Below are 22,575 nucleotides of genomic sequence, written 5' to 3'. Positions count from 1 at the left end.
GTCTTTCATGTACCGCCACGTCCGTTCCATTGGCTTCCTGAGTGAATCCCATGTCGACTACACCGAATACTCCCGCTTCCAATCGCCCCGCCACCGCTGCGGAACCGAGCTGCAAAGTCAGCGTGAGTCCGCACGACGCGCCGTCCGTACCCGCGTCGCCGGCCGGCAAGCGGCCCGCACCGCCGTGCACGCTGGTGATCTTCGGCGCTGGCGGCGACCTGACCAAACGGCTGCTGATGCCGGCGCTCTACAACCTCGCCGTGGATGGCCTGCTCGACGACGGCATGAAAATCGTCGGCGTGAATCACGGCGAGCGCGAGACGAGCGCATGGCGCGACGATCTGCACACGTCGCTCGAACAGTTCGCCGCCGACAAAGCCAGCACCTTCCACGCCGGCAAGCTCGACGACAAAGCGTGGGACTGGGTCGGGCAACGCCTCGAATACATGGCCGGCGAATTCGAAACCGACGACGTCTTCACCAAGCTGAAGCAGAAGCTCGATCAGGCGCAGGGCGGCAACGTGATTTTCTATCTCGCCGTCACCTCGCGTTTCTTCAAGCCGATTGTCGAGCGTCTCGGCAAAGCGGGTCTGCTGAAAGAAGGCGAGGGCGAAGGCGGATGCTTCCGCCGCATCGTCGTGGAAAAACCGTTCGGCACCGATCTCGCGTCGGCGCGCGATCTGAACGCGCACATCCTCTCGTACGCGGACGAATCGCAGGTGTACCGCATCGATCACTTTCTTGGCAAAGACACCGTGCAGAGCATTCTCGCGGTGCGTTTCGCGAATGCGCTGTTCGAACCGATCTGGCGGCGCGAATACATCGACAGTGTGCAGATCACCGCGGCGGAAACGATCGGCGTGGAAGGGCGCGGCAAGTTCTACGAACAGACCGGCGCGTTCCGCGACATGCTGCCGAACCATCTGTTCCAGTTGCTCGGCATGGTCGCGATGGAACCGCCCAATTCGTTCGACGCCGAAGCCGTGCGCGACAAGAAGGCCGACATCATGCATGCGATCCAGCCGCTGACCGTCGACGACGTCGTGTTCGGTCAATACGAAAAAGGCCCTCCGGGGGTTGGCTATCGCGAGGAACCCGACGTGGCGCCCGACAGCACGACGGAAACGTACGCCGCCGCGCGGGTGTTCGTCGAGAACTGGCGTTGGGCCGGCGTGCCGTTCTATCTGCGCACCGGCAAGCGGCTGGCCGCGCGGCGCACGGAAATCTCGGTGCAACTGAAGCCGGTGCCGTTCCGCCTGTTCCGCGACACACCTGTCGACGCGCTCACACCGAACGTACTGACCTTGCGTATCGATCCGGCGCACGGCACGAGCTTCGACTTCAACGTCAAGACGCCGGGACCGATCATGCAGGTCGGCGCGGTGCAGTCGTCGTTCGACTATGCGGACTTCTTCGCGGAACGCGCGAACGTCGGCTACGAGACCTTGCTCTATGACTGCATGCTCGGCGACGAGACGCTATTCCAGCGCGCCGACAGCATCGAAACCAGTTGGGCGGCGGTAGACGACGTGCTGCATCCGAAAGACGGCGGCGCGATGCCCGTGCATGGCTATGCGTCCGGTAGCGAAGGGCCGGCGGAAGCAGACGCGCTGCTCGCGCGCGACTGCCACGCCTGGCGGCCATTGAAACAGGCTCCAGTCGAAAAGAAGTGATTCCATCACGCGTATCAACATAATCGGGGGACACCGTGGCAACACGCAAAACCGTGGCAACGCGTAAGACGAAAGTGAAGAGCAGCACTGAGCGGATTCTGGCGATCGACGTCGGCGGCACCGGTCTGAAGGCCGCGATTATCGACGCCGACGGTCAGATGAAAACCGAACGCGTACGGGTCGCGACGCCGCATCCGTGTACGCCGGATCAACTGGTGGATGCGCTGGCGAAGCTGGCCGGTCCGCTGATCGAACAGGAACCGCCTACGCTGATGTCGATCGGCTTTCCCGGCGTGGTGCGTAACAACCGCATTCTGACCGCGCCGCATTTCGGCGTGGAGGGTTGGCATGACATTCCGTTGGCGGATTCGTTGGCGCAGCGTTTGGGCGGTTTGCCGGTGCGCATGATCAACGACGCCGAGATGCAGGGCTTCGCCGCGATCGAAGGGCATGGTCTCGAGTTCGTGCTGACGCTCGGCACGGGCGCGGGCACGGCCATGTTCCGCGACGGCGAGCTGATGCCGCATCTCGAACTGGCTCATCACCCGGTCAGCAAGAAAGGCGTCGCGTACGACGAATACATCGGCGACGCCGCGCGCGACAAAGTCGGGAATAAAACGTGGAACCGGCGCGTTAAGAAAGTGATCGGGATTCTCAGCGCACTCGTGAATTACGACAAGCTGTGGATCGGCGGGGGCAACGCGGCACGCCTCACGTTCGATCTGCCGGCTAACGTGGCGACCGTTTCGAACGATGCGGGTATCGAAGGCGGCGCGCGTTTGTGGCACCCGAAGTCGTTCCGCGAGACGCGGCAGTTGCCGGAAGCGACGGCGCGGACGGGACGATTCAAATGACCTTGAAGCCGTGAACGCGTAAAAAAGGGGAATTCACGATGATCCGGAACGGCCACTTCGACCTCGCCCGACGCCTGCTTTCCGTGGGCGTGTGCGCGGCATTAGCGCTTGCAGCGACGCATGGTCGCGCGGCCGAAGCGTTCGCGGTTTCTTCGCCAGGTCTGGCCGATGGCGGCACGCTGGATTCGAGCCATGCCGCGAGCGCGAACAATTGCGGCGGCGGCAACGTGTCGCCGGCGCTGCAATGGCGCAACGTGCCCACGGGCACGAAGAGCTACGCGGTGACCCTTTTCGATCCGGACGGCGCGAAGGGTTTGGGCATCGTGCATTGGATCGTGTATGGCGTCGCTGCTTCGACGACATCGCTCGGTGCCGGCGGCAGTTCGCCGCCCGGCAGCGTCTCCGGAACGAATCGCACGGGCGGCCCGGGATACTACGGTCCGTGTCCGCCCGTCGGCGAGGTGCCGCATCACTACATCGCGCAGGTCTATGCGCTCGATCTCGCGCCCGACGCGTTGCCCGCCGGGCTGACGCGCGACGCGTTGCTCGCGGCCATGAAGGATCATGTGCTCGCCGCGTCGAGCACGGTGCTGCGCTACGGGCGATAAGTCACATAAGTCAGGCCGCGGCGCCTAGCGCGCCGCGTCGCCCCACCGGTATTCCACGCTCGCCTCATCGAGTTGCGTTTTGATCTGCGCGTCGAGCACCAGCTCCGACGCCGCAAGCGTGTCGCTCAATTGCTCCGCACGGCTCGCGCCGATAATCGCCGACGTGATCTGCGGATTCGCCAGCACCCACGCCAACGAAACGCGCGTCAACGACTCGCCGGTCGGCGACACGATCGCCTGCAAGCGCTCGATCGTTTCGAATTCGCGCTGATGCCAGTAACGCGCGTGATACATCGCGCCGGCCTTGCCGACCGTCTCGGTGAAACGCCCCGAGGTCGGCGCTGCATCCAGCTTGTGCTTGCCGGTCAGCAAGCCGCCCGCGAGCGGGTTATACGGCATCACGGCCAGATGCTCTTCGGCGGCCAGCGGCAGCAACTCCCGCTCGATCTGGCGAAACAGCAGGTTGTAGCGCGGCTGCACCGAAACGAAGCGCGCCACGCGTAAGACATCGGCGCGGCCCAACGCGCGCGCCAGCCGGTACGCGAGAAAATTCGACACACCGACATAGCGCGCCTTTCCGGATCGCACGATCACGTCCAGCGCTTCGAGCGTTTCGTCGAGCGGCGTGTTCGCGTCGTCGGAGTGGAGCTGATAGAGGTCCACGTAGTCGGTGCCGAGGCGGCGCAGCGACGCGTCGATCGCATCCAGCAGATGTTTGCGCGACGCGCCTTGGTCCCATGCCGCAGGTCCCATCTTGCCGACGGCCTTCGTCGCGAGAATGAAGCGGTCGCGCTTGCCCTTCAGCCAGCGCCCGACGATTTCCTCTGTGCGTCCAGCCAGACCCTCGCCGCCGCCGAGCGGATACACGTTGGCCGTATCGATGAAGTTCACGCCGGCCTCCGCGGCCGTGTCGAGAATGCGCTGCGAGGCCTCTTCTTCAGTCTGCAGGCCGAAGGTCATCGTGCCGAGACAGAGTCGCGAAACGTTCAGCCCTGTGCGGCCGAATTGGCGGTATTGCATGGTCAACTCCGAAGTGAACGGAACAGTGAGGGCAGACGGTGTTGCAAAAAGGATAAACCGTGTCGTGATTTCGTGTCGGCGGTCGGGCTTGCGAATTGTTGTCTATTTGAAAGCTAACTTATACCGGGTGTCTTTCAATCGCATTGATCAGCTTTACTTCAGCCTTGTCTTGAGTTTACAAATAAGTAATAAAGCAAACTCGTCGCGTCGTTGAAAATTACGTTATCCATACGTTCGTAACGTACAGAAATAAACCGATTACACGAAGTAAGAGACGCCAACGTTGATGCCGTCTTATGCGTATGGAATGATAGCGATTCTCATTTAACTATCAGCCAGCCATCCCGTCATCCCTGCTTCATCCCAGGAGACCGGCAGCCAGCCAAATGCAGCTTTGTCATTGATCGCACGCGCAGACATGCGAATCAGGCAAGTGCACCTCCGACGGGATTTCCATGTTCAACCACACGCCGCTTGCGACCGCGTTAGCGCTAGCCTTTGCCATTCCTTTTGCGACGCCGGCCGTCGCGCAGACAGCCGCGCAAGCCACGACGCAGCCGTCGACCGACAAAGCCGCAAACGCAGGCGCCGCCACTGCTGCCACCGACAGCGGCACCTTGCCGACCATCGGCGTCGCGGCGCAGGCTGAACAACAGGACTTCCAGGCGGAGAAATCGAATGTCGGCGCGAAGACGCCTACTGCGTTGCGCGACATTCCGCAGACGGTCACCGTCATCAATAAAGACGTGCTCGCTTCGCAAGGCGCCACGTCGTTCCAGGACGCGCTGCGCAATGCGCCGGGCGTGACGATCGGCGGCGCCGAAGGCGGCCAGATCGGCAACAACATCAACCTGCGCGGCTTCACCGCGCAGAACGACATCTATCTCGACGGCTTCCGCGATCGCAACCAGTACTACCGCGACACCTTCGACCTCGAAGAACTCGAAGTGCTGTACGGTCCGTCGTCGATGTTGTTCGGGCGCGGCTCCACGGGCGGCGTGATCAACCAGGTCAGCAAGAAAGCGAACCTGAAGGATTCGGCGGAAGTCACCGAAATGATCGGCACCGACGACCGCTATCGCAGCACCGTCGACGTGAACCACAAGCTGACCGACACCGCGGCGATTCGCCTGAACGCATTCGGCCAGAGCCTCGGCTCGACGCGCGACGTGATGAAGAACAAGGACTACGGTATCGCGCCGGAAGTGCGTTTCGGCATCGGCACGCCGACCGAAGTGACGCTGTCCGCGCTGATCCAGCACAACGACGACATGCCCGACTACGGCGTGCAGGCCTTGAACGGCCGTCCGTCGCCGGTGCCGAAGAACACCTTCTACGGCCTGACCACCGACCGCACGATCCAGGACGTGCAGACGTTCACCGCCGCGATCAAGCACAAGTTCTCCGACGCGCTCACGCTGACCAACCAGACGCAGTTCTCGCACTCCATGACCGACGCGCGCGAAACCGCGCCGCAATCGGTGCTGACGGGTCCGCTCTCCAGCAGCACCGCGCTGGTGAACGGCAATTTCACGAGCTTGTCGCCGTCGCAACTGTTCATCAAGTTGCAAAGCCACGACCGCGTGATCGAGAACCACTCGCTGTACAACGACACCACGGTCGAATACAAATTCGACACTGGCCCGATCAAGCACGACCTGATCGCGGGCGTCGAACTCGGTCACGACAGCTACTCGAACCAGGCCTACACGCGTAACAATCTGCCGGTCGTGACGATGCTGAATCCGGCGTATCTGTCCTCGCCGGCGGGGGTCACCACGACGGTCGGCAACTACGCGAACTCCGGCTCGAACGAAATTGCCGGCTATGTGAACGACACCATTTCGCTGGGTCAGCACTGGAAGGTGATTGGCGGTTTGCGTTGGGATCGCTTCCAGGCGCAGATCCACAACTCCGTCAGCTTGCCGGCTTACGCGAGTCAGACGAACTTCTTCACCAGCGTTCGCGCCGGCGTGATTTATCAGCCGACCGACTGGCAGTCGTACTACGTGTCGTACGGCACGTCGTTCGACCCGTCGCTCGAAGCGTTGACGGTCACCAACCTCACGCAGAATCTGGCGCCGGAGTCGACCAAATCGTATGAAGTGGGCGGCAAGTGGGATCTGCTCGGCGGCAATCTGTCGGTGAATTCGGCGTTCTTCCGCGAGGAAATGACCAACGCCCGCACCCAGGTTTCGCCGACCGAATACGAACTCGACGGCGATATCCGCGTGGACGGCTTCCAGGCCGGTGTAACCGGTCACATCACCGACAAGTGGCAGATCTTCGGCGGCTATACGTACATGGACGCCGTGGTCCTGAAGGCGCTCGACGGGACGCAAGGGCACACGCCGGCCAACACGCCGCGCAATACGCTGACGCTCTGGACCACGTACGCGATCACGCCGCATTGGGAAATTGGCGGCGGCCCGACGTATATGTCGCCGCGCTACGCGTCGAACACGAACTACGTTCAGGTGCCGGGCTACACGCGCTGGGACGCGACCGCCGCTTACCATGCGAAGAAATACGACGTGCGCCTGAACCTGTTGAACCTGACCAACAAGCAGTACTACGACGGTCTGATCCAATCGGACGGCGGCCGCTCCGTGCCGGGTATCGGACGTACGCTGCTGGCCACGTTCGACTACCGCTTCTGATGTAAGCCGAACGGTTGCGTTAGGCTTGCCGGTTTCGATCGCGAACGGCAAGCCCACGCCAAGGAAATAGTTATGTTGCTGCAGATTTCGAATGTACTGAACGCCGAGCAGTTGCGCTTCGTGCGCGAGCGGCTCGATCAGGCCGGCGACGCCTGGGTCGACGGTCGCGCGACCGCCGGCTATCAGGGCGCGCCGGTCAAGCGTAACCAGCAGATCGCCGAGCACACGCCGCTGGCGCGCGAACTCGGCGACGTGATTCTCGCGGCGGTCGAACGGCATCCGCTGTTTATCAGCGCGGTGCTGCCGAACCAGGCGTACCCGCCGCTTTTCAATCGTTACGAAAGCGGCATGACGTTCGGCAGTCACGTCGACGGTGCGGTGCGCGTGTTGCCCAACGGCGTGAAGCTGCGCACCGACGTCTCGGTGACGCTGTTCATTTCCGAGCCCGATGAATACGACGGCGGCGAACTGGTGATCGAAGACACCTACGGCGTGCAGCAGGTGAAGCTGCCGGCCGGCGACATGATCGTCTATCCGGCCACGAGTCTGCATCAGGTGACGCCGGTCACGCGTGGAGCGCGGCTCGCCAGTTTCTTCTGGGTGCAAAGCCTCGTGCGCAGCGACACGCAGCGCGCGCTGCTGTTCGACATGGACACCGCGATTCAACGTCTCAATGCCACCCGTGCCGACGATGCGGCGCGCCGCAGCCTCGTCGGCTGTTATCACAACCTGTTGCGTACCTGGAGCGAAACGTGAGCGTACCCGAGGCAATCGACCTTCAACCGGCCACGGGCCTCGACTCAGCCACGCGCGAACCGCAACGGCTCGGCGACAGCGAACTGAAGGCGCGGCAGCAGCGCTCGCGCCGCGCCACCTTCGTCAAATGGCTGCGCAAGGTGCACGGCTGGATCGGCCTGTGGGGCGCGGCGCTGGGTCTGTTGTTCGGCACCACGGGCTTTTTGCTGAATCATCGCGGCGGGCCGTTGAAAGTCTCGACCGGTGAGCCGCAAGTGTCGACGATGCAAGTGCCGTTGCCGCAACCCGCGCCGGAAACGCCGCGCGAGCTGGGCAAATGGCTGAAGCACGAATTGAAGCTGACCGGCACGCCGGGACGCGTGCAGAAAGAGCCGTCGCATCCGGTCGCGTGGGGCGATCGCAGCGTTGTGCAGCCCGAGCATTGGCAGCTCAATTTCGCGTCGCCGCATGAAAACACGTCGGCCGAGTACTGGGTCGGCAACGGCTACGTGACGGTCAAGCGCAGCGACAACACGTTTCTCGCGATGCTGACGAATCTGCACAAGGGTGTCGGCTTGAGCGTCGGCTGGGTACTGCTGATCGATACGCTGGCGGGCAGCATCATTCTGCTGTCGCTGACCGGCGTACTGCTCTGGACCGAGCTGAACAAACGCAAGACGGTGGGCGCTGTGCTGGTGCTCGGATCGATCGTCGCGGCGGTTTGCGTGGGGCTGCTGTAGGTCTGATTTCACGACGCGGTGGGCAAGGATTCGGTCGGGAAGATCGCCTTGCCCGTGCGAGTCGTTGAAGTACGTTTTACCGGCAATTTGCCGCCAACCGTCCCTTTCTTTCGTCCTTGCGAAGTGTGCCGTCCAACGGCCTGCGCCGGGACGCGAAAACCCCGCTGCTTCAGGCGTTGACGCGCCCTTCCGACTTCCGCCGACGGCTCGCGACGTGCGAGAATCGCGCTAGCACAATTGCGCCGTTTTGCACCCGCCGTCCATCGTCTCGGGTATCCGTTCCGCAATGGGGCGCCGCACGATCGTGACACCGCCGCGTCGAGGAGATTGCGTTGAAAGAGCCGGACAGTTTCTCGTCGGATATGCCGTTGACTCCCCAAACCGTTCCGCCGTTTTTGTCCGGCGGCGGCGAACTCGGCGCGCTCATTCGCGCCTACGACTGGACCCAGACGGCGCTCGGCGCGCCGGAGAACTGGCCGCAAGGGCTGAAGCTCGCGATCCGCATCATGCTGACTTCGCGGCAACCCATCTGGATCGGCTGGGGCGACGAGCTCATCAAGTTTTACAACGACCCGTACAAGTCGATCATCGGCGGCAAGCATCCGGTGGCGCTCGGTCAGCCTGCCCGTGTGGTGTGGCGCGAAATCTGGACCGAGATCGAGCCGTTGCTGAACACCGCGATGACGGGCACCGAAGGCATCTTCGTCGAACAGCAGTTCCTCATCATGGAGCGCAACGGCTTCCCCGAGGAAACCTATTACACGTTCTCGTACAGCCCGATTCCCGGCGACGACGGCGAGCCCGGCGGGATCCTCTGCGCCAATAGCGACGACACGCTGCGCGTGGTCGGCGAACGCCAACTGGCGCTATTGAAGGAACTGGCGGCCATCAGTCCCGACGGCCGCGACTGGCGCGAGGCGTGCGAACTGAGCGCGCGTGCGTTGAAGACCAATCCGCAAGATCTGCCTTTCGCGTTGCTGTACGCCGCCGAACCCGGCAGCGAGTCGGTCACGCTCGTCGCGTCGAGTGGCATCGAGCCGGGTCATCCCATGGCGCCGGCATCCCTGAGTCTCGGCGATCAATTGGCGTGGCCCGTCGCCGACGTATTGAAGATCCAGGTCCCGCAAATGGTGCGCGGCTTGACTCAGCGTTTCGGCACCGAGGCGCCGCGCGGTCCGTGGCATATCGCGCCCGAGCAGGCCGTGATTTTGCCCGTATCGCCGGGCAGCGAAACGACGCAAGCCGTGGTGCTGATTGCCGGTCTGAATCCTTGCCGCCTGTTCGACGACGCTTACCGCGGCTTTCTGAACCTGACCGCCGGCCAGATCGGCGCGGCGATCGGTTACGCGCAGGCCTATGCAGAAGAGCGGCGGCGCGCGGAGGCGTTGGCCGAAATCGATCGCGCGAAGACCACGTTCTTCTCCAACATCAGTCACGAATTCCGTACGCCGCTGACGCTGATGCTCGGTCCGCTCGAAGAATTGCTCGCCAGACCGCCACGGGAGGCAAGCGGCGCAAACGCAGCGCCCGGCAGCAGCAACGAGATCGACGACCGCGCGCTGATCGAGATCACGCATCGCAACGGCTTGCGTCTGCTGAAGCTGGTCAACGCGCTACTGGATTTTTCGCGGATCGAGGCAGGGCGCATTCAGAGTCGTCCGCAGCCTACCGATGTCGCCGCGTTCACGGCTGAACTCGCGTCGCTGTTCCGGTCCGCGATCGAGGCGGCTGGCCTACGGCTCGAGATGGAGATTCCTGCCGCGCCCGTGGTCGTGCAACTCGACCGCGAGATGTGGGAAAAGGTCGTGATGAACCTGCTGTCGAACGCGTACAAGTTCACGTTCTTCGGCACGATCCGGGTGACGGTACGCGCGATCGACGACGAAGGTGTCGCGATCAGCGTGACGGACACCGGCATCGGCATTGCGGAAGAAGAAGTGCCGCGCCTGTTCGAGCGCTTTCATCGCGTGGCGGGTGCGCCGGGCCGTTCGGTGGAAGGCAGCGGCATTGGGCTCGCGATGGTGCAGGAGCTGGTCAAGCTGCATGGCGGCACGGTGCAAGTGGACAGCGTGCTCGGCGAAGGCGCGTGCTTCACGGTCACGCTGCCGCGCGGCGCCATGCCGACTCAGGTCAAAGACGAAGCCGTGCATGCCGCGATGAGCCAGCACGCGCGCACGTATGTCGACGCGGCTTTGCGCTGGAGTCCGGAGAACGAAATTCTCGCGGATGCGCCGGTTGCCGCAACCGGGCACGGCGACACAGCAGGTTCCGGCGCGGCGCAGGCGACTGCCGCGCGTCTGCTCGTGGTCGACGATAACTCAGATCTGCGCGAGTACATGAGCCGGATTCTGCGCGCGGCAGGCCACGACGTGCAGCTCGCCGCCGACGGCCAGGCCGCGCTCGACGCCGCGCGCGCGGCGCCGCCGGATCTGGTGCTGTCCGACGTGATGATGCCGCGCCTCGACGGTTTCGGCCTGCTGCGTGAACTGCGCGCCGATCCCGTGTTGCGCGAGACGCCGGTGCTGATGCTGTCCGCTCGCGCCGGGGAAGAATCGCGCGTCGACGGTATCGAGCACGGTGCCGACGACTATCTGACCAAGCCGTTTTCCGCCCGTGAATTGCTGGCCCGCGTGGCCGGCAACTTGCAACTGGCCCGCTTGCGTCGCGAGACCGAGATGAAGCTGCGCGAGGAATCGCGCACGCTGGAGATTCTCAATCGCGTGGGCTCGACGGTCGCGGCCGAACTCGATCTGAGCCGCGCGGTGCAGATCGTGACCGACGCGGCCACCGAACTCACCGGCGCCGCGTTCGGCTCGTTCTTCTACAACGTCCTCGACGACCACGGCGGCAGCTACACGCTTTACACGCTGTCCGGCGTGCCGAAAGAAACCTTCGACCGCTTTCCGATGCCGCGCAACACGGCGGTGTTCGCGCCCACGTTCAGCGGCGCGGGGATCGTGCGCGTCAACGACATCACGCATGACCCGCGCTACGGCCACAACGCGCCGCATAGCGGCATGCCGGAAGGCCATCTGAAGGTGCGCAGCTATCTGGCCGTACCGGTGCAGTCGCGTGGCGGCGAAGTGGTGGGCGGGTTGTTCTTCGGCCACCCGGAGCCCGGCGTGTTCACCGAACGCGCCGAGCGGATCGTCACCGGCATCGCCGCGCAGGCGGCGATTGCAATCGACAACGCACGCCTCTATCAGGCCGCGCAAACCGAGATCGCCGAGCGCACCAAGGCGCAGAACGCGCTAAGCGATCTGAACGAGACGCTGGAACGCCGCGTGATCGAAACGGTGGCGGACCGCGATCGTCTGTGGGAGTTGAGCGAGGATCTGCTGGTGGTGGCCGATATAGAAGGCCGCCTGCAGCGCGTGAGTCCGTCGTGGAGCACGGCGCTCGGTCACAACAAGCACTGGCTGCTGTCGCGCTCGTACGTCGATCTGGTGCATCCGGACGACGTCGACGTCGTCGCCGCGCATCTGGCCGAATTGCGCCGCACCGGCGTGCCGGTGCGCTACGAGAACCGCTTCAAGCGGATCGACGGCAGCTGGCGCTGGGTCGCGTGGACACTCGCGCTCGATCCCGACACCGCGCGGATTCACGGCGTGGGCCGCGACGTCACCGCCGACAAGGAAACCACCGAGGCGCTGCGTCACGCCGAAGAAGCGTTGCGCATGGCGCAGAAGATGGAGGCGATCGGCAAGCTCACGGGCGGCGTCGCGCATGACTTCAACAATCTGCTGCAGGTGATCGGCGGCAATCTGCAACTGCTCGCGAAAGACGTCGCGGGCGCGGAGAAAGCCGAGCAACGCGTGCGCAATGCGCTGGCGGGCGTGGCGCGCGGCGCGAATCTTTCGTCGCAATTGCTGGCGTTCGGACGGCGTCAGCCGCTCGCGCCTAAGGTCGTCAATCTCGGCCGCTTCGTGCGTGGACTCGACGACATGCTGCGGCGCGCGCTCGGCGACGGCGTCGAGATTGAAACCATCGTGTCGGGCGGCTTGTGGAACACGCTGGTCGATCCGTTCCAGGTCGAAAACGCGCTGCTCAATCTCGCGATCAATGCACGCGACGCGATGAGCGGCCACGGCAAGCTGACGATCGAAGCCGGCAACGCCGCGCTCGACGACGCGTACGCCAAGCGTAACGCCGAGGTCACACCGGGCCAGTACGTGATGCTTGCGGTCACGGATACCGGCGCGGGGATGTCGCCGGAAATCCGCGAGCGCGTCTTCGAGCCGTTTTTCACGACCAAGCCCGAAGGTCAGGGCACCGGCCTGGGCCTGAGCATGGTGTACGGCTTCGTCAAGCAGTCCGGCGGCCACGTGAAGATCTATAGCGAAGAAGGGCACGGCACGACCATTCGCGTTTATCTGCCGCGCGTGCGCCAGGAAGAGGACCTCGAAACCAATATCGACGCCGGCCCGGCAAAGGGCGGCACGGAAACGATCCTGGCGGTCGAGGACGACGAGGAAGTGCGCACCACGGTGGTCGAAATGCTGTCCGATCTCGGCTATCGCGTGCTGAAGGCGAAAGACGCGCAGAGCGCGCTGGCGATCGTCGAAAGCGGCGTGCCGATCGACATGTTGTTCACCGACGTGGTGATGCCCGGCGCGCTGCGCAGCACCGAACTCGCGCGCAAGGCGCGCGAGCGGCTGCCGGCGATTGCAGTGCTGTTCACGTCGGGCTATACGGATAACGCGATCGTGCATTCCGGGCGGCTCGACGAAGGCATCGAATTGCTCAGCAAGCCCTACACGCACGAGGCGCTGGCGCGCAAAGTCCGCTACGTGCTGCAGACGCAGAATCCGCAAGCGGCCGAGATTGCCGAGGCGGAGCGGCATCTTCTGGACATCGATCCGCCGCTCGCGGCGGATAGCGCCGACAGTTTTGCCGCGAACGCGCGGCTGCGGATTCTGCTGGTGGAAGACGACGAGCTGATCCGCGTGAGCACGGCGGAACTGCTGCGCACGTTTGATTTCGACATTCTGGAGGCCGAAGGCGAGCGCGACGCGAAGCAACTGCTGCGCGACCACGCGATCGACGTGATGCTGACCGACGTGGGGTTAGCGGGCAAATCGGGTGTGGAGTTGGCGCTGGACGTGTGCCGCGAACGGCCCGATCTGCGAGTGATCTTTCTGACCGGTTACGACCTCGTGCTGACGCCGGAACAGCGCAAGGTGTTGCCGCACGCAATGCTGCTGCGCAAGCCGTACGAAATGCTGGATCTGATCGATGCGCTGAAAACGCCGCTGCGCTAGGCCGGTGACGCTGCGGGCTTGCCAGAAGAGCAAGCCGGCGTGCCGGCCTGCCAGCGGGAAAGCGGCGGCTCGCGCTAGAATCGTCGCGCTTGAAGTGAGTTCCCCACTTCCTATCGGATCATCATGAAAACATCGCGCCGCCAATTTCTTTTGAGGCTCAGCGTGGGCGTCGGCTCATCGCTCGTTCTGTCGGGCGTGGCGTTGGCCGACCCCGCGAACACGCTCAGCGAAACCGATCCGAAGGCGCAAGCCGTCGGCTATAAAGAAGACGCTTCGAAGGTCGACAAGGCGAAATATCCCGCTTACGCGGCGGGACAAAATTGCGGCAACTGTTCGCTGTTTCAGGGCAAAGCCACCGATACCTACGGCGGTTGCACGTTGTTCGGCGACAAGCAGGTCGCCGCGCGCGGCTGGTGCGATTCGTATTCGAATATGTGACGGGCTTTTGGGGCGCCACTTGCGCCCCGTGGCTTTTTACCCGTTACCCCAACGCGCTCAGCACCAACTCATGCGAACGGCCGATCCATACCGCCGCGTCGCGATGATCGCTTAACGAATCGCCCGTATTCGGGTGCAGGAACACGTCGAGCGCGCCGTGATTCAGCGTGAGCCAGCCCACCAGTTCCGTGAATTGCTCGGGCGCGAACGCGAGCTGGTACGACCACATAGGATGCGGCCCAACCGGGCGCTCGTGAAAGCGGCCCAATTGCAGCTTGCCGTTCCAGTGCGCTTCCACTACCTCGCGAAAGGCCCACGCGGCGTCGCGGCTGCTCGCGTCGAAATAGATGTGGGCGTGCCAGCTCTCTATGGCTGAGGTGTCGCGAAGTTTCATGACAGGGTCCGTGGTGAGGTTCAGTCTTTATCCGACATTTATTCTGCTTCAGTTTCCGCCGACGCGCGTGGCGCGTATCGCATGTAAAACTGCATCTCATCTTCGCCGTCGATCTCGAAGCCGAGACGATCATACAGGCGCTTCGCCGGATTGCCTTTGAGCACCTTGAGCGTGACGGGCAGCGCATCAGTCTGCGCAATCCGCAAAACCGATTGCAGCGCGCGCTCGCCGATGCCGCGCCCTTGCTGCACCGGCGCAATTTGAACTTGCACGACGACCCACTCGGTGTCGGTGCGATACGCTTTCAGCAAGCCGGCCGGCGCGCCGTCGATGCAAATCACCTGCGCCGCGTCGTAGCGATACAGCAGGCGCGCGCGATGGGCGGCGTCGTCCAAAGGTTCGCCGGCGCGGGTTAGATGCTCCGTCATCGTGGCTTTGCGCAGCTCGAGTAGAAAGGCTTCGTCGGCGTGTGTCGCGGGACGCAAGGTGAGGACGGGTTCTTGAACGGACATGTGGAGAGCGTTGGCGGCGCCACGCGGCAGGTAAGAATGGCTGTGAATTGTCGCGTGTGCTGCGCTTTTTTACCATGCTGCGATGTTTCGGCTTTTCAACTCTCTGCTTCAGCGACGTTGTCGGCGCTATAGGCGTACGGTCAGCGCCGACACCCATCGGCGTGATGTACGGCGCGCGGCATCAGGCGCGGTCGGCATTTGCGGCTCGCGAGGTGAATCGCACGCTCCACCTGGCCCGTCTGCGCCGCGCTCGCGGGGGGCGGCACAAGCGTTTCGCTGTCTATTGGCATGGGCTTTGCTTTTGCCTAATCCGCGGATTGGTGTGCGCGGGTTCGACGCCGCGCGCGCCAAACGTCGAACCACCGACGCACGTCTTTCACCCCGACACGGATTCATTGACCACGACTTTCGTTCGCGGGTGCCGGTGCGTGCAGCGATCGTGGCGACAGAACCGCGCCGATGGGATAAGTCGACATAACGGAACGCCTGACCTGCGTTTCCATTCAGTTTTATGCGCTGTCATTCGTTCAAGACGGCAAACGGCTTAACGAACATTGCGAGGTGGGCTATGGAGATTATCGAGCTTGAACCCAGCGTCTCGGCGGATGGACGCGCGGTGATTTTCCAGCTTTCGACGCGAGGCCGGGACCTCGAGTGCGCCGTCACATGTGAAGCGTTGGAGCAGCACTTCTGGCTGCAACGCGGCGCGGGTGAAGCGCGCATTCTGAAGACCTTCGCGGACGGCCGCCAACGCATTACCGCGGTCGCGGAAAGAAAGATGCTCGCGCGGCCGGGCGAAAAAGTCCTGCTGACCATCAGCGATTTCGTCGCGCGCGGCTGACGGCTGTCACGGTTCCGTCTGACGAATTTGCGCTCGAATCGGTGTTTGAATTTGTGTTACGCCGATTCGCCAAATTAGGCCGCCAATTCCCCTCGCTTCGCCCAATTGCATTCGCAACGGCTCACATAAACTGTTTTCCATGGCGCGACAAATCACCGAGCCCATCGACGCGGTCTCCCCCCGCGTTGTTTTGAACCGTACCGTTGATGGCAGTGTGCCGCGGTTGTCGAACGCGGCAGGGCAGTAACGCAGTAGGAAGTCGAAGCAATGGAAAACGGCGCGCAGTCAGTGCGATAAGCGCGCGAAGTAGCAGGGGTTGCGGCTAGGTGGTGTTGAAGGCGAGGGACCCGGCTGCGATTGAGTGTTGGTCAGTAGCGACGGTTTTTGCAGCAGATGTTCACGTAACAGCAACTCAAGCAGTTCAAGCAGTAAATGTTGATGTGATGCAGCAACCGCTTCCGCAGTAGCAGTTGAAGTAGCAACAGCGTTTTAGCTTTGATGGTTAGAGGTCCGCAAGCATCCACGCGCATGTGCGACTGTTCCATCCTGTCCGGCCCTGTTCCTTCGCGGGAACAGGGTTTTTTTTTCGTCGACGGCACGCGGCGTGACTTGCATTCCGCGAGTTCAAACCGATATGCGAGCGTTGAATTAATTCCGCGCCCGGATGCCGGCAGCGAGCAGGTAGGGCGGCAGGATGCCGCAGCTCAACCCGTCTTTCGGGTGTTTAAGTCTGTCTTAATAGTCGCTTGCCATGATGGCTTCACAGACTCGCATTAAGGGCCTGTCAGGCCGCCGGAAAAATCGGCGGCGTTTGCCACCGGAGAGCACGATCATTCGGTGGCGAAGCCGAGAGTTAGTGATGGAGGTTGAACCGTTATGTCCAATAAGTCGCGAGTCCGCAAGCACCACCAACCGGCCATGTCGCCGCTGCTGCGTGCATTGACCTTTAGCCGCACGGCACACGAGCCGGTGACGGCGGCGATGCTGATGCAGTGCTATACCGCCCTCGACGCGTTCCGGCGCGGCCAGGGTTCGCGGGATCTGCATCTCACGTTGAGCCGGCATTTGCTGGTGTCGCAAGAGTTGGCGCGGCTCGGCCTCGGCGAAGATGTGATCGCCGAAATTGAAAGCGCCCATGCGGCGATGGTGCGCCTCGACGCTTGCGAACACGAGACGGGTAGCTGGGCGCTCGAAGACAGCGACTACGCGCGTCTCTGCACGGCGCTGGCGATTCTGGACGGGCAACTTTCCGTGGCGTCGCTGAGCGAGATCGCGAGCGCGGAAGCGCGGATGATCGAAGGCTTGATGCGCTCCGCGCAGGTCCAGGCCATCGCGGAAGCCGCGATCTGAAACGATTCAGCGTTGCTGTTGCGGCGTTTTGCGATTGGATCTCGTAGGGCTGACGAAACAGCGGACTGAGTGAATGATCACGCTGTCCGAAAGCCCTACGCGGCTCGCGCGTTTCGCGGGCGCTTATTCGTTGACGGGCCGACCGGTCTTCACCGCTTCGACCGCCGCCACTGCGGCCAGCAAACGCTTGGGTGCGGCGGCTTCGAGCATCAGCAGTCCGGCACGCAGCAACTCGCTCTTCTTGACGGAGACGCCGGCATCGAGGCATTTCTGCTTCAGCGAAGCGATTTTTTCATAGTCGGATTTGGGCATCGTGAAGCTGTCGCGCACGACCTTGTCCTTTTTCACGCGCTTCGGCTTGGCTTCGACCGGCGCGGCGACTTTTTCCACCTTCGGCTCAACGGTACGCTTGGCCTTGGCGGCTTTCTTCGTCGCGGCCGGTTGGGTTTCGGCCGGTTTTTCAACCGCCGTGACCGGTGCGGCGCTGACCGGAGCCGTCGCACGTTTTGCTTTGGACGCCTTCTTTGCCGAAGCCGGCTTGGCCGACTTGGTGCTCACCGGTTTCTCAGCGGCCGCTACCGGCGCAGCGCTAGCCGAAGCACGCTTGGTCTTCGCGGCCTTTCGTGCCGCGAACGGTTTGGTCGCTGCAGGTTTGGCCGCAACCGCGGCTTCTGCCGGCTCGGCGCTAACCGCGTCTTGAGTGTCCGGAGTTTTCGGGAAATGAAAAGCTTTCTTGGTCGGTTTTGCGGTGATTGGTGCGTTCATGAGGCACTCCACGGTAATAATGGTATAAACAGTATATACGGTTATTTGGTGTGTCCCCAGAGCAAACCGTTACTAGTCAAAGTCAGTCCGCATACTCCCCTTGCTGTCGAACATCCGCCTGTGCCGCCGCGGCGCGCAGCATACCCGCGATAGCGTCGCCCGAAACCGCGGCGCTGTACAGAAAGCCCTGTCCTTCGCTGCAACCGTGGTCGACCAGAAAGCCGCGCTGCACATCCGTTTCGACGCCTTCGGCAATCACATCGAACTTCAGCGCTTCGGCAATCGCGATCACCGCGAGCGTCAGCGCTTCATATTCCGTTCCTCGGCCGATCTCCTGGACGAACACCTTGTCGATCTTGATCCGGTCCACGCTGAAGCGTTGCAGATAGCTCAGGCTGGAATAGCCGGTGCCGAAGTCGTCGATCGCGATCTTCACGCCGAGCTCGCGCAGATCGTGCAGCACGCGCGCGGCGTCGTCGGCGTTGCGCATCAGCGCGCCTTCTGTCACTTCGAGTTCGAGCATGTCCGCGGCGCAGCCGCTGTCGTGCAACGCGGCGCGCACCACGCCGACCAGGTCGGAGCGCTCCAGTTGAACCGGCGAGACATTCACCGACACGCGGATCGGCGGCAGCCCCTGCGCCCGCCATTGGCTCGCCTGCTCGCAGGCGGTTCGCAACACCCACTCGCCGATCCCTTGAATCAGGCCGGTTTCTTCGGCGATCGGAATGAACACCGCGGGCGAGACTACGCCCAGTTCCGCATCGTGCCAACGCAGCAGCGCTTCGGCGCCGAAGATGCGTCCGGTCACCATGTCGATTTGCGGCTGGTAGGCGACCTGCAACGACTTCGTTTTCGCGGCGCGGCGCAGCCGCGTCGACAGTTGCAGGCGTTCGGCGGCCGCCCGATTCAGTTCAGGCCGATAAAACTGGTAGCCATTGCGGCCGCGCGACTTCGCGAGGTACATCGCCGCGTCGGCATTTCGGATCAAGGTGTCGGCGTCCGCGCCGTCTTGCGGGAAGGTGCTGACGCCGATGCTGGCTTCCACATAGAGCTCCCGTTCACCGACGTAGAACGGTTCCGTCATCGCGGCGTTCAGGCGTTCGAGCATGGGCACCAGTTGCTCACTGCTCGCGCGCGCGGCGACGATAATGAACTCGTCGCCGCCGTAGCGGGCCACCAGATCGGTGGAGCGCACCAGCCGTTGCAGCCGTCTCGCCACGCTGGCGAGCAAGGTGTCGCCCACCCGGTGGCCGAGCGAATCGTTGACCTCCTTGAAGCGATCGAGGTCGAGGAACAGGACCGAGACCTGACTGTTCGCGTCCGACGCGCGTTTGATCGCTTCGCTCAGGCGCTCGTCGAGTAGCGTGCGATTAGGCAGCTCCGTCAATACATCGTATTTCGCCTGGTGTTCCAGACGAGCCTGATATTCGACGAGCGCAGTGACGTCGCTCATGACGCCCACATGGTGCGTGACCTGCCCCTGCTCGTCGCGCACCGGCGCCACCAGCACGTTGTTCCAGAACCGCTCGCCGTTCTTGCGGAAACACGACAGCGTGACGTTGGCCTCGGTGTGATGATCCAGCGCGGCGCGCACCTCGGCCCATTTCTGTGGATCGCCGGTCAGGTGGAACAACGAATCGCAATCCGAGCCGGTCACGTCGGCGGATGAATAGCCGGTAATGCGCTCGAACGCCGCATTGGCGAACATCACGACATTGCGCTCGGGGCGGACTTCCGCGATCACGATGCCGTTGATACTGGCGTCGATGGCGCGGCCCTGCAGGCGCAGCACGAGTTCCGCATTGCGCCGCGCGGTGATGTTGTCATAGGCGATCAGTACGCCGACGATGTTGCCGTTCTGGTCCTTGAGCGGCAGCTTGGTTTCCGAAATCCACACTTCGGAGCCGTTCACCGCAATGGATCTGCGTTCGAAATGGCGGCGGGTCAACTGGCCGGACATGACGCGGACGTCTTCGTCCTGGGCGACGTTGGCGTCGGTGCCCCACAGCAGATCGTGATCGCTGAGCCCGATCAGCGCTTCGCGCGACGGCAAGCCCGCGTCGCGCGCGTAAATCTCGTTGCCGCCGACATAGCGATGCTTCGCGTTCTTCCACGCGATGCCTTGCGGAATATGGTCGAGCACGTATTCGAGCGTCTGCTTCGATTCGAACAGTTCGGCGCGCGCCACCAGTTCGAGCGTGACGTCCACCATGACGGCCATCGTGGATGCGCGGCCTTCGAACGCGACGTTCAGGTGATGAACGGCCATCGACCTTTGCTCGCCGGCGCGGGTCTGGTAGTGCCACACACCGGCTGCGCGGGTTTCGCCGAAAGTTGCACCGGCACTTGCTTCGAAGAACGTCTTGAGGCGGCCGAACTCATCCGCCGGATGGACGTCTTCAAGCGACATGTCGAGCAGTTCTTCTTCCTGATAGCCGAAGCTTCGCTGCGCGGCGCCATTGGCCGCGACGAGCCTGAGCGATTCGTTGTCGTAGATCCAGATCGGCAACGGATGTTCGTCGAAGAAACGCTGATAACGGGCGCGCGCGGAATCCGCGAGGCGCAGCGCGGCACGCAGCCGTCGCGCGATGCGGGCGTTCCAGCGCAGCAGCACCAGCAACAACGCCGCGGCCGTGAAGCCGCTGACCAACAACGCGTTGGATACCCACTTCGAGTCTGACGACGATTTGCTGACGACGGAATCGAGCGTGGCGTCCGCTTCCATCCGCACATCGACCACATGTTCGAGCACGCTGTAGAAATACGCGTCGATTTCGCTGAGTTCAGGATCGCCGAGACTAACGCTGCCCGGCCGTTCGTTGACGCGTATCGCCAACGCCTGGCTGTGTTCGCCGAGCTTGCGCATCAGATCGTCGAGTTCGTCCAGCCGTGACAGGCAGTCCTGACGATCGCGGCAGCCGGAGCGGGCGTCGTTGGTCAGATCGAGCAACGTCGCCATTGGAAAGTGATACGGCGCGCGTTTATAAAACGCGCGGGTGCCGATTAGCGTGTTCAGTTCGCCGTGCTCGTCCAGCATGATCTGCTGGACCTGATCGAGGTCGCGCTTCAGGCGGCCCCACTCATGAAGCGTGCCGACGGAATTCTCCTGCTCGTGCGTCTGCCGGCGCGCCAGAAAGGTATTCAGGCCGATCGCGGAGAGAATGAACGCGACGACAATGGCCGTAAAAGCCTTGCCGATGAGATCGCGATGCAATGCCAGCCCGGCAAAGCTGGTGGTGTCGAGCCGTCTCGACGGTCCGCTATGCGTGCGGTTGGGATGCGGCTTTACCATGGATGGCCTCGAGTCCGTCTATCGACGGGATAACGGCCTGCGGAGCGAAGTTCTTGAGTATTACGAAGATTACGAAGAAATACGAAGCACGGCCCGCGCCGAGGTGAGCGCATGCAAAACGCGCGCGAACCCCGCGCAAAACGCGCGCAAACCCCAACGCAAACGATAACGCGCGCCGACGTGACCGCGCGCCGTCGCGAAGACGGACCCCATCGTTGCACCGCGCGAAACCGTCCGCGCGGGTCGAGCCCTCGATCAGGCCCGCCAGACCTGTTTCAGTCGCCCGAATTCGGCTGGCCGCGTGTACGACCGGTAGAGCTCGCCGACTGTCCCGAATGCCAGAGCGGGCTTCAGGGTTGCACCGGGCAGGGCTTCTTCCAGCCAGACAAACGCGTTCATCTCTCGCTGGGCCGCGTGTACCGCTGCGGTGAGCGCCGACAGCGCCCGTTCCGCCGAGTGGCCGCCAAGGTCGACGAAACAACTCTCAAACGGATGTTTCGCCGGACTTTCGATGTGCAAGGCTGACTTTCGCATGGGCAAATCGATCTCCTACGCAGATTGCCTCATCTGTATAGCAAGCGATTGTGACAAAGCATGACATGCGGCGAGTCGAATCCAATCGTGGCGGATCCCCGTATATGAGTTCGTGCCACGCAATCAAGCATGGCGACTCAGGGGGAGTAGGCAATGAACTACAAGACTATGTTTGCCGCCGTTGCACTGTCGACTGCCGTATCGGGCGCCTTTGCCGCTAGCGATACGGTCATGGTGGGCGGTCAGGCGATGTATCCGAGCAAGGACATCGTCGATAACGCGGTCAACTCGGCGGATCACACCACGCTGGTTGCCGCGGTCAAAGCCGCAGGGCTGGTCGACACATTGAAGAGCCCGGGCCCGTTCACCGTATTCGCGCCGACGAATGAGGCTTTTGCGGCATTGCCCGCCGGGACGGTCGACACGCTCGTCAAGCCGGAAAACAAGGCGATGCTCACCAGCATCCTCACGTACCACGTGATTTCGGGGCGCTATGACTTCCGCAAACTCGACGCGGCGATCAAAGCCGGTGGCGGCAAGGCCGAGTTGAAAACGGTCAACGGCGAAGCGCTGACATTCACCGAGAACGGCCCGCACAACATCGTCGTGATGGATGCCGGCGGCCACACAGCGGACATTTCGACCTACGACGTGACCCAGAGCAACGGCGTGATCATGGTGGTCGACAAGGTACTGATGCCGAAGTGACGAGACAGGCGTCGAGCGCGAAAAAGCCGGATGCCACGGAGTGTCATTTTCGGTGCTGCGCCACGACTTAACCGTATGCCTTGAACCTGGTCGCAGCAACGTCCGTCCTGTCCAGTTTCGAGCAACTGCTTGCGCTTAGCCGCTGTGCAATCAGTCAGCCGTTAGCGGTCTATGAAAACTCGACGCGTAC

17 protein-coding genes are annotated in these 22,575 nt (G+C 62.8%); 11 read left to right on the top strand and 6 right to left on the bottom strand.

What is annotated here, in order from left to right; all coding sequences use genetic code 11:
- The first annotated feature begins 50 nt into the window (after nt 1-50).
- Genes zwf through GGD40_RS28050 form a run of 3 tightly spaced genes read left to right on the top strand, consistent with a single transcriptional unit; the run spans nt 51 to nt 3,135 of the window.
- Nucleotides 51-1,673 carry a glucose-6-phosphate dehydrogenase gene (gene zwf / locus GGD40_RS28060; protein WP_179745860.1) on the top strand — a complete coding sequence of 541 codons (1,623 nt, stop codon included), beginning with the start codon at nt 51-53 and terminating at the stop codon, nt 1,671-1,673.
- Nucleotides 1,674-1,726: 53 nt separating this feature from the next.
- Complete coding sequence (locus GGD40_RS28055; protein ID WP_179713929.1) at nt 1,727-2,527, top strand: ROK family protein; 801 nt, start codon at nt 1,727-1,729, stop codon at nt 2,525-2,527.
- A gap of 38 nt (nt 2,528-2,565) precedes the next feature.
- On the top strand, nt 2,566-3,135 hold the full coding sequence (locus tag GGD40_RS28050) for a YbhB/YbcL family Raf kinase inhibitor-like protein (protein ID WP_179711334.1): 570 nt from the start codon (nt 2,566-2,568) through the stop codon (nt 3,133-3,135).
- Between the two features lie 24 nt (nt 3,136-3,159).
- Here the strand turns inward: GGD40_RS28050 and GGD40_RS28045 are convergent, their stop codons facing one another.
- Nucleotides 3,160-4,155 (bottom strand): aldo/keto reductase, encoded by a 996-nt coding sequence (locus GGD40_RS28045; RefSeq protein ID WP_179745859.1) that lies wholly within the window; start codon nt 4,153-4,155, stop codon nt 3,160-3,162.
- A 455-nt stretch (nt 4,156-4,610) separates the two neighbouring features.
- Here GGD40_RS28045 and GGD40_RS28040 point away from each other — a divergent pair, with 455 nt between their 5' ends.
- From GGD40_RS28040 to GGD40_RS28020, 5 genes are all read left to right on the top strand, one after another.
- A complete protein-coding gene (locus tag GGD40_RS28040) occupies nt 4,611-6,815 on the top strand; it encodes a TonB-dependent receptor (RefSeq protein ID WP_179745858.1) in 2,205 nt (734 codons plus the stop codon).
- 72 nt (nt 6,816-6,887) lie between these two features.
- On the top strand, nt 6,888-7,571 hold the full coding sequence (locus tag GGD40_RS28035; protein ID WP_179745857.1) for a Fe2+-dependent dioxygenase: 684 nt from the start codon (nt 6,888-6,890) through the stop codon (nt 7,569-7,571).
- Entirely contained in the window at nt 7,568-8,290 is a 723-nt protein-coding gene (locus tag GGD40_RS28030) for a PepSY-associated TM helix domain-containing protein (protein ID WP_179745856.1), read from the top strand. The genes GGD40_RS28035 and GGD40_RS28030 overlap by 4 nt, the downstream gene beginning before the upstream one ends.
- A 362-nt stretch (nt 8,291-8,652) precedes the next feature.
- Nucleotides 8,653-13,551, top strand: coding sequence for a response regulator (locus tag GGD40_RS28025; RefSeq protein ID WP_179747080.1), 4,899 nt, complete (start codon nt 8,653-8,655; stop codon nt 13,549-13,551).
- 123 nt (nt 13,552-13,674) lie between these two features.
- Nucleotides 13,675-13,989, top strand: a complete 315-nt coding sequence (locus GGD40_RS28020) for a high-potential iron-sulfur protein (protein ID WP_179711345.1) — start codon at nt 13,675-13,677, stop codon at nt 13,987-13,989.
- 43 nt (nt 13,990-14,032) lie between these two features.
- Here the strand turns inward: GGD40_RS28020 and GGD40_RS28015 are convergent, their stop codons facing one another.
- Complete coding sequence (locus tag GGD40_RS28015; protein WP_179711347.1) at nt 14,033-14,383, bottom strand: DOPA 4,5-dioxygenase family protein; 351 nt, start codon at nt 14,381-14,383, stop codon at nt 14,033-14,035.
- A gap of 38 nt (nt 14,384-14,421) precedes the next feature.
- Nucleotides 14,422-14,895, bottom strand: a complete 474-nt coding sequence (locus tag GGD40_RS28010) for a GNAT family N-acetyltransferase (protein WP_179745855.1) — start codon at nt 14,893-14,895, stop codon at nt 14,422-14,424.
- A 568-nt stretch (nt 14,896-15,463) separates the two neighbouring features.
- Between GGD40_RS28010 and GGD40_RS28005 the strand changes: the two genes are divergently transcribed.
- Together GGD40_RS28005 and GGD40_RS28000 are read left to right on the top strand one after the other, a co-directional pair.
- The gene (locus tag GGD40_RS28005) at nt 15,464-15,736 is read left to right on the top strand and encodes a DUF1488 family protein (protein ID WP_179711351.1); all 273 of its coding nucleotides are present in this window, start codon (nt 15,464-15,466) and stop codon (nt 15,734-15,736) included.
- A gap of 876 nt (nt 15,737-16,612) precedes the next feature.
- On the top strand, nt 16,613-17,086 hold the full coding sequence (locus GGD40_RS28000) for a hypothetical protein (RefSeq protein WP_179745854.1): 474 nt from the start codon (nt 16,613-16,615) through the stop codon (nt 17,084-17,086).
- A 123-nt stretch (nt 17,087-17,209) separates the two neighbouring features.
- Here the strand turns inward: GGD40_RS28000 and GGD40_RS27995 are convergent, their stop codons facing one another.
- From GGD40_RS27995 to GGD40_RS27985, 3 genes are all read right to left on the bottom strand, one after another.
- Nucleotides 17,210-17,851: a hypothetical protein gene (locus GGD40_RS27995; protein ID WP_179711355.1), complete on the bottom strand. Its 642-nt coding sequence runs from the start codon at nt 17,849-17,851 to the stop codon at nt 17,210-17,212.
- 82 nt (nt 17,852-17,933) lie between these two features.
- Nucleotides 17,934-21,143, bottom strand: a complete 3,210-nt coding sequence (locus GGD40_RS27990) for a sensor domain-containing protein (protein ID WP_179745853.1) — start codon at nt 21,141-21,143, stop codon at nt 17,934-17,936.
- A gap of 255 nt (nt 21,144-21,398) precedes the next feature.
- On the bottom strand, nt 21,399-21,677 hold the full coding sequence (locus GGD40_RS27985; RefSeq protein ID WP_105505479.1) for a hypothetical protein: 279 nt from the start codon (nt 21,675-21,677) through the stop codon (nt 21,399-21,401).
- A 153-nt stretch (nt 21,678-21,830) separates the two neighbouring features.
- Between GGD40_RS27985 and GGD40_RS27980 the strand changes: the two genes are divergently transcribed.
- The gene (locus GGD40_RS27980) at nt 21,831-22,385 is read left to right on the top strand and encodes a fasciclin domain-containing protein (RefSeq protein ID WP_179745852.1); all 555 of its coding nucleotides are present in this window, start codon (nt 21,831-21,833) and stop codon (nt 22,383-22,385) included.
- The last annotated feature ends 190 nt before the right edge of the window (nt 22,386-22,575 follow it).

Source organism: Paraburkholderia bryophila (assembly GCF_013409255.1).
In the GTDB taxonomy this organism is placed as follows: domain Bacteria; phylum Pseudomonadota; class Gammaproteobacteria; order Burkholderiales; family Burkholderiaceae; genus Paraburkholderia.
Note: the sequence above shows the minus strand (reverse complement) of the source record. Positions and strands in the feature narration are given on the sequence as shown.

What these genes read in the sequence shown, in the direction of transcription:
- zwf (WP_179745860.1), top strand. Translation starts at nt 51, where the DNA reads ATGTCGACTACACCGAATACTCCCGCTTCCAATCGCCCCGCCACCGCT.
- GGD40_RS28050 (WP_179711334.1), top strand. Translation starts at nt 2,566, where the DNA reads ATGATCCGGAACGGCCACTTCGACCTCGCCCGACGCCTGCTTTCCGTG.
- GGD40_RS28045 (WP_179745859.1), bottom strand. Translation starts at nt 4,155, where the DNA reads ATGCAATACCGCCAATTCGGCCGCACAGGGCTGAACGTTTCGCGACTC.
- GGD40_RS28040 (WP_179745858.1), top strand. Translation starts at nt 4,611, where the DNA reads ATGTTCAACCACACGCCGCTTGCGACCGCGTTAGCGCTAGCCTTTGCC.
- GGD40_RS28035 (WP_179745857.1), top strand. Translation starts at nt 6,888, where the DNA reads ATGTTGCTGCAGATTTCGAATGTACTGAACGCCGAGCAGTTGCGCTTC.
- GGD40_RS28025 (WP_179747080.1), top strand. Translation starts at nt 8,653, where the DNA reads ATGCCGTTGACTCCCCAAACCGTTCCGCCGTTTTTGTCCGGCGGCGGC.
- GGD40_RS28020 (WP_179711345.1), top strand. Translation starts at nt 13,675, where the DNA reads ATGAAAACATCGCGCCGCCAATTTCTTTTGAGGCTCAGCGTGGGCGTC.
- GGD40_RS28015 (WP_179711347.1), bottom strand. Translation starts at nt 14,383, where the DNA reads ATGAAACTTCGCGACACCTCAGCCATAGAGAGCTGGCACGCCCACATC.
- GGD40_RS28010 (WP_179745855.1), bottom strand. Translation starts at nt 14,895, where the DNA reads ATGTCCGTTCAAGAACCCGTCCTCACCTTGCGTCCCGCGACACACGCC.
- GGD40_RS28005 (WP_179711351.1), top strand. Translation starts at nt 15,464, where the DNA reads ATGGAGATTATCGAGCTTGAACCCAGCGTCTCGGCGGATGGACGCGCG.
- GGD40_RS28000 (WP_179745854.1), top strand. Translation starts at nt 16,613, where the DNA reads ATGTCCAATAAGTCGCGAGTCCGCAAGCACCACCAACCGGCCATGTCG.
- GGD40_RS27995 (WP_179711355.1), bottom strand. Translation starts at nt 17,851, where the DNA reads ATGAACGCACCAATCACCGCAAAACCGACCAAGAAAGCTTTTCATTTC.
- GGD40_RS27990 (WP_179745853.1), bottom strand. Translation starts at nt 21,143, where the DNA reads ATGGTAAAGCCGCATCCCAACCGCACGCATAGCGGACCGTCGAGACGG.
- GGD40_RS27985 (WP_105505479.1), bottom strand. Translation starts at nt 21,677, where the DNA reads ATGCGAAAGTCAGCCTTGCACATCGAAAGTCCGGCGAAACATCCGTTT.
- GGD40_RS27980 (WP_179745852.1), top strand. Translation starts at nt 21,831, where the DNA reads ATGAACTACAAGACTATGTTTGCCGCCGTTGCACTGTCGACTGCCGTA.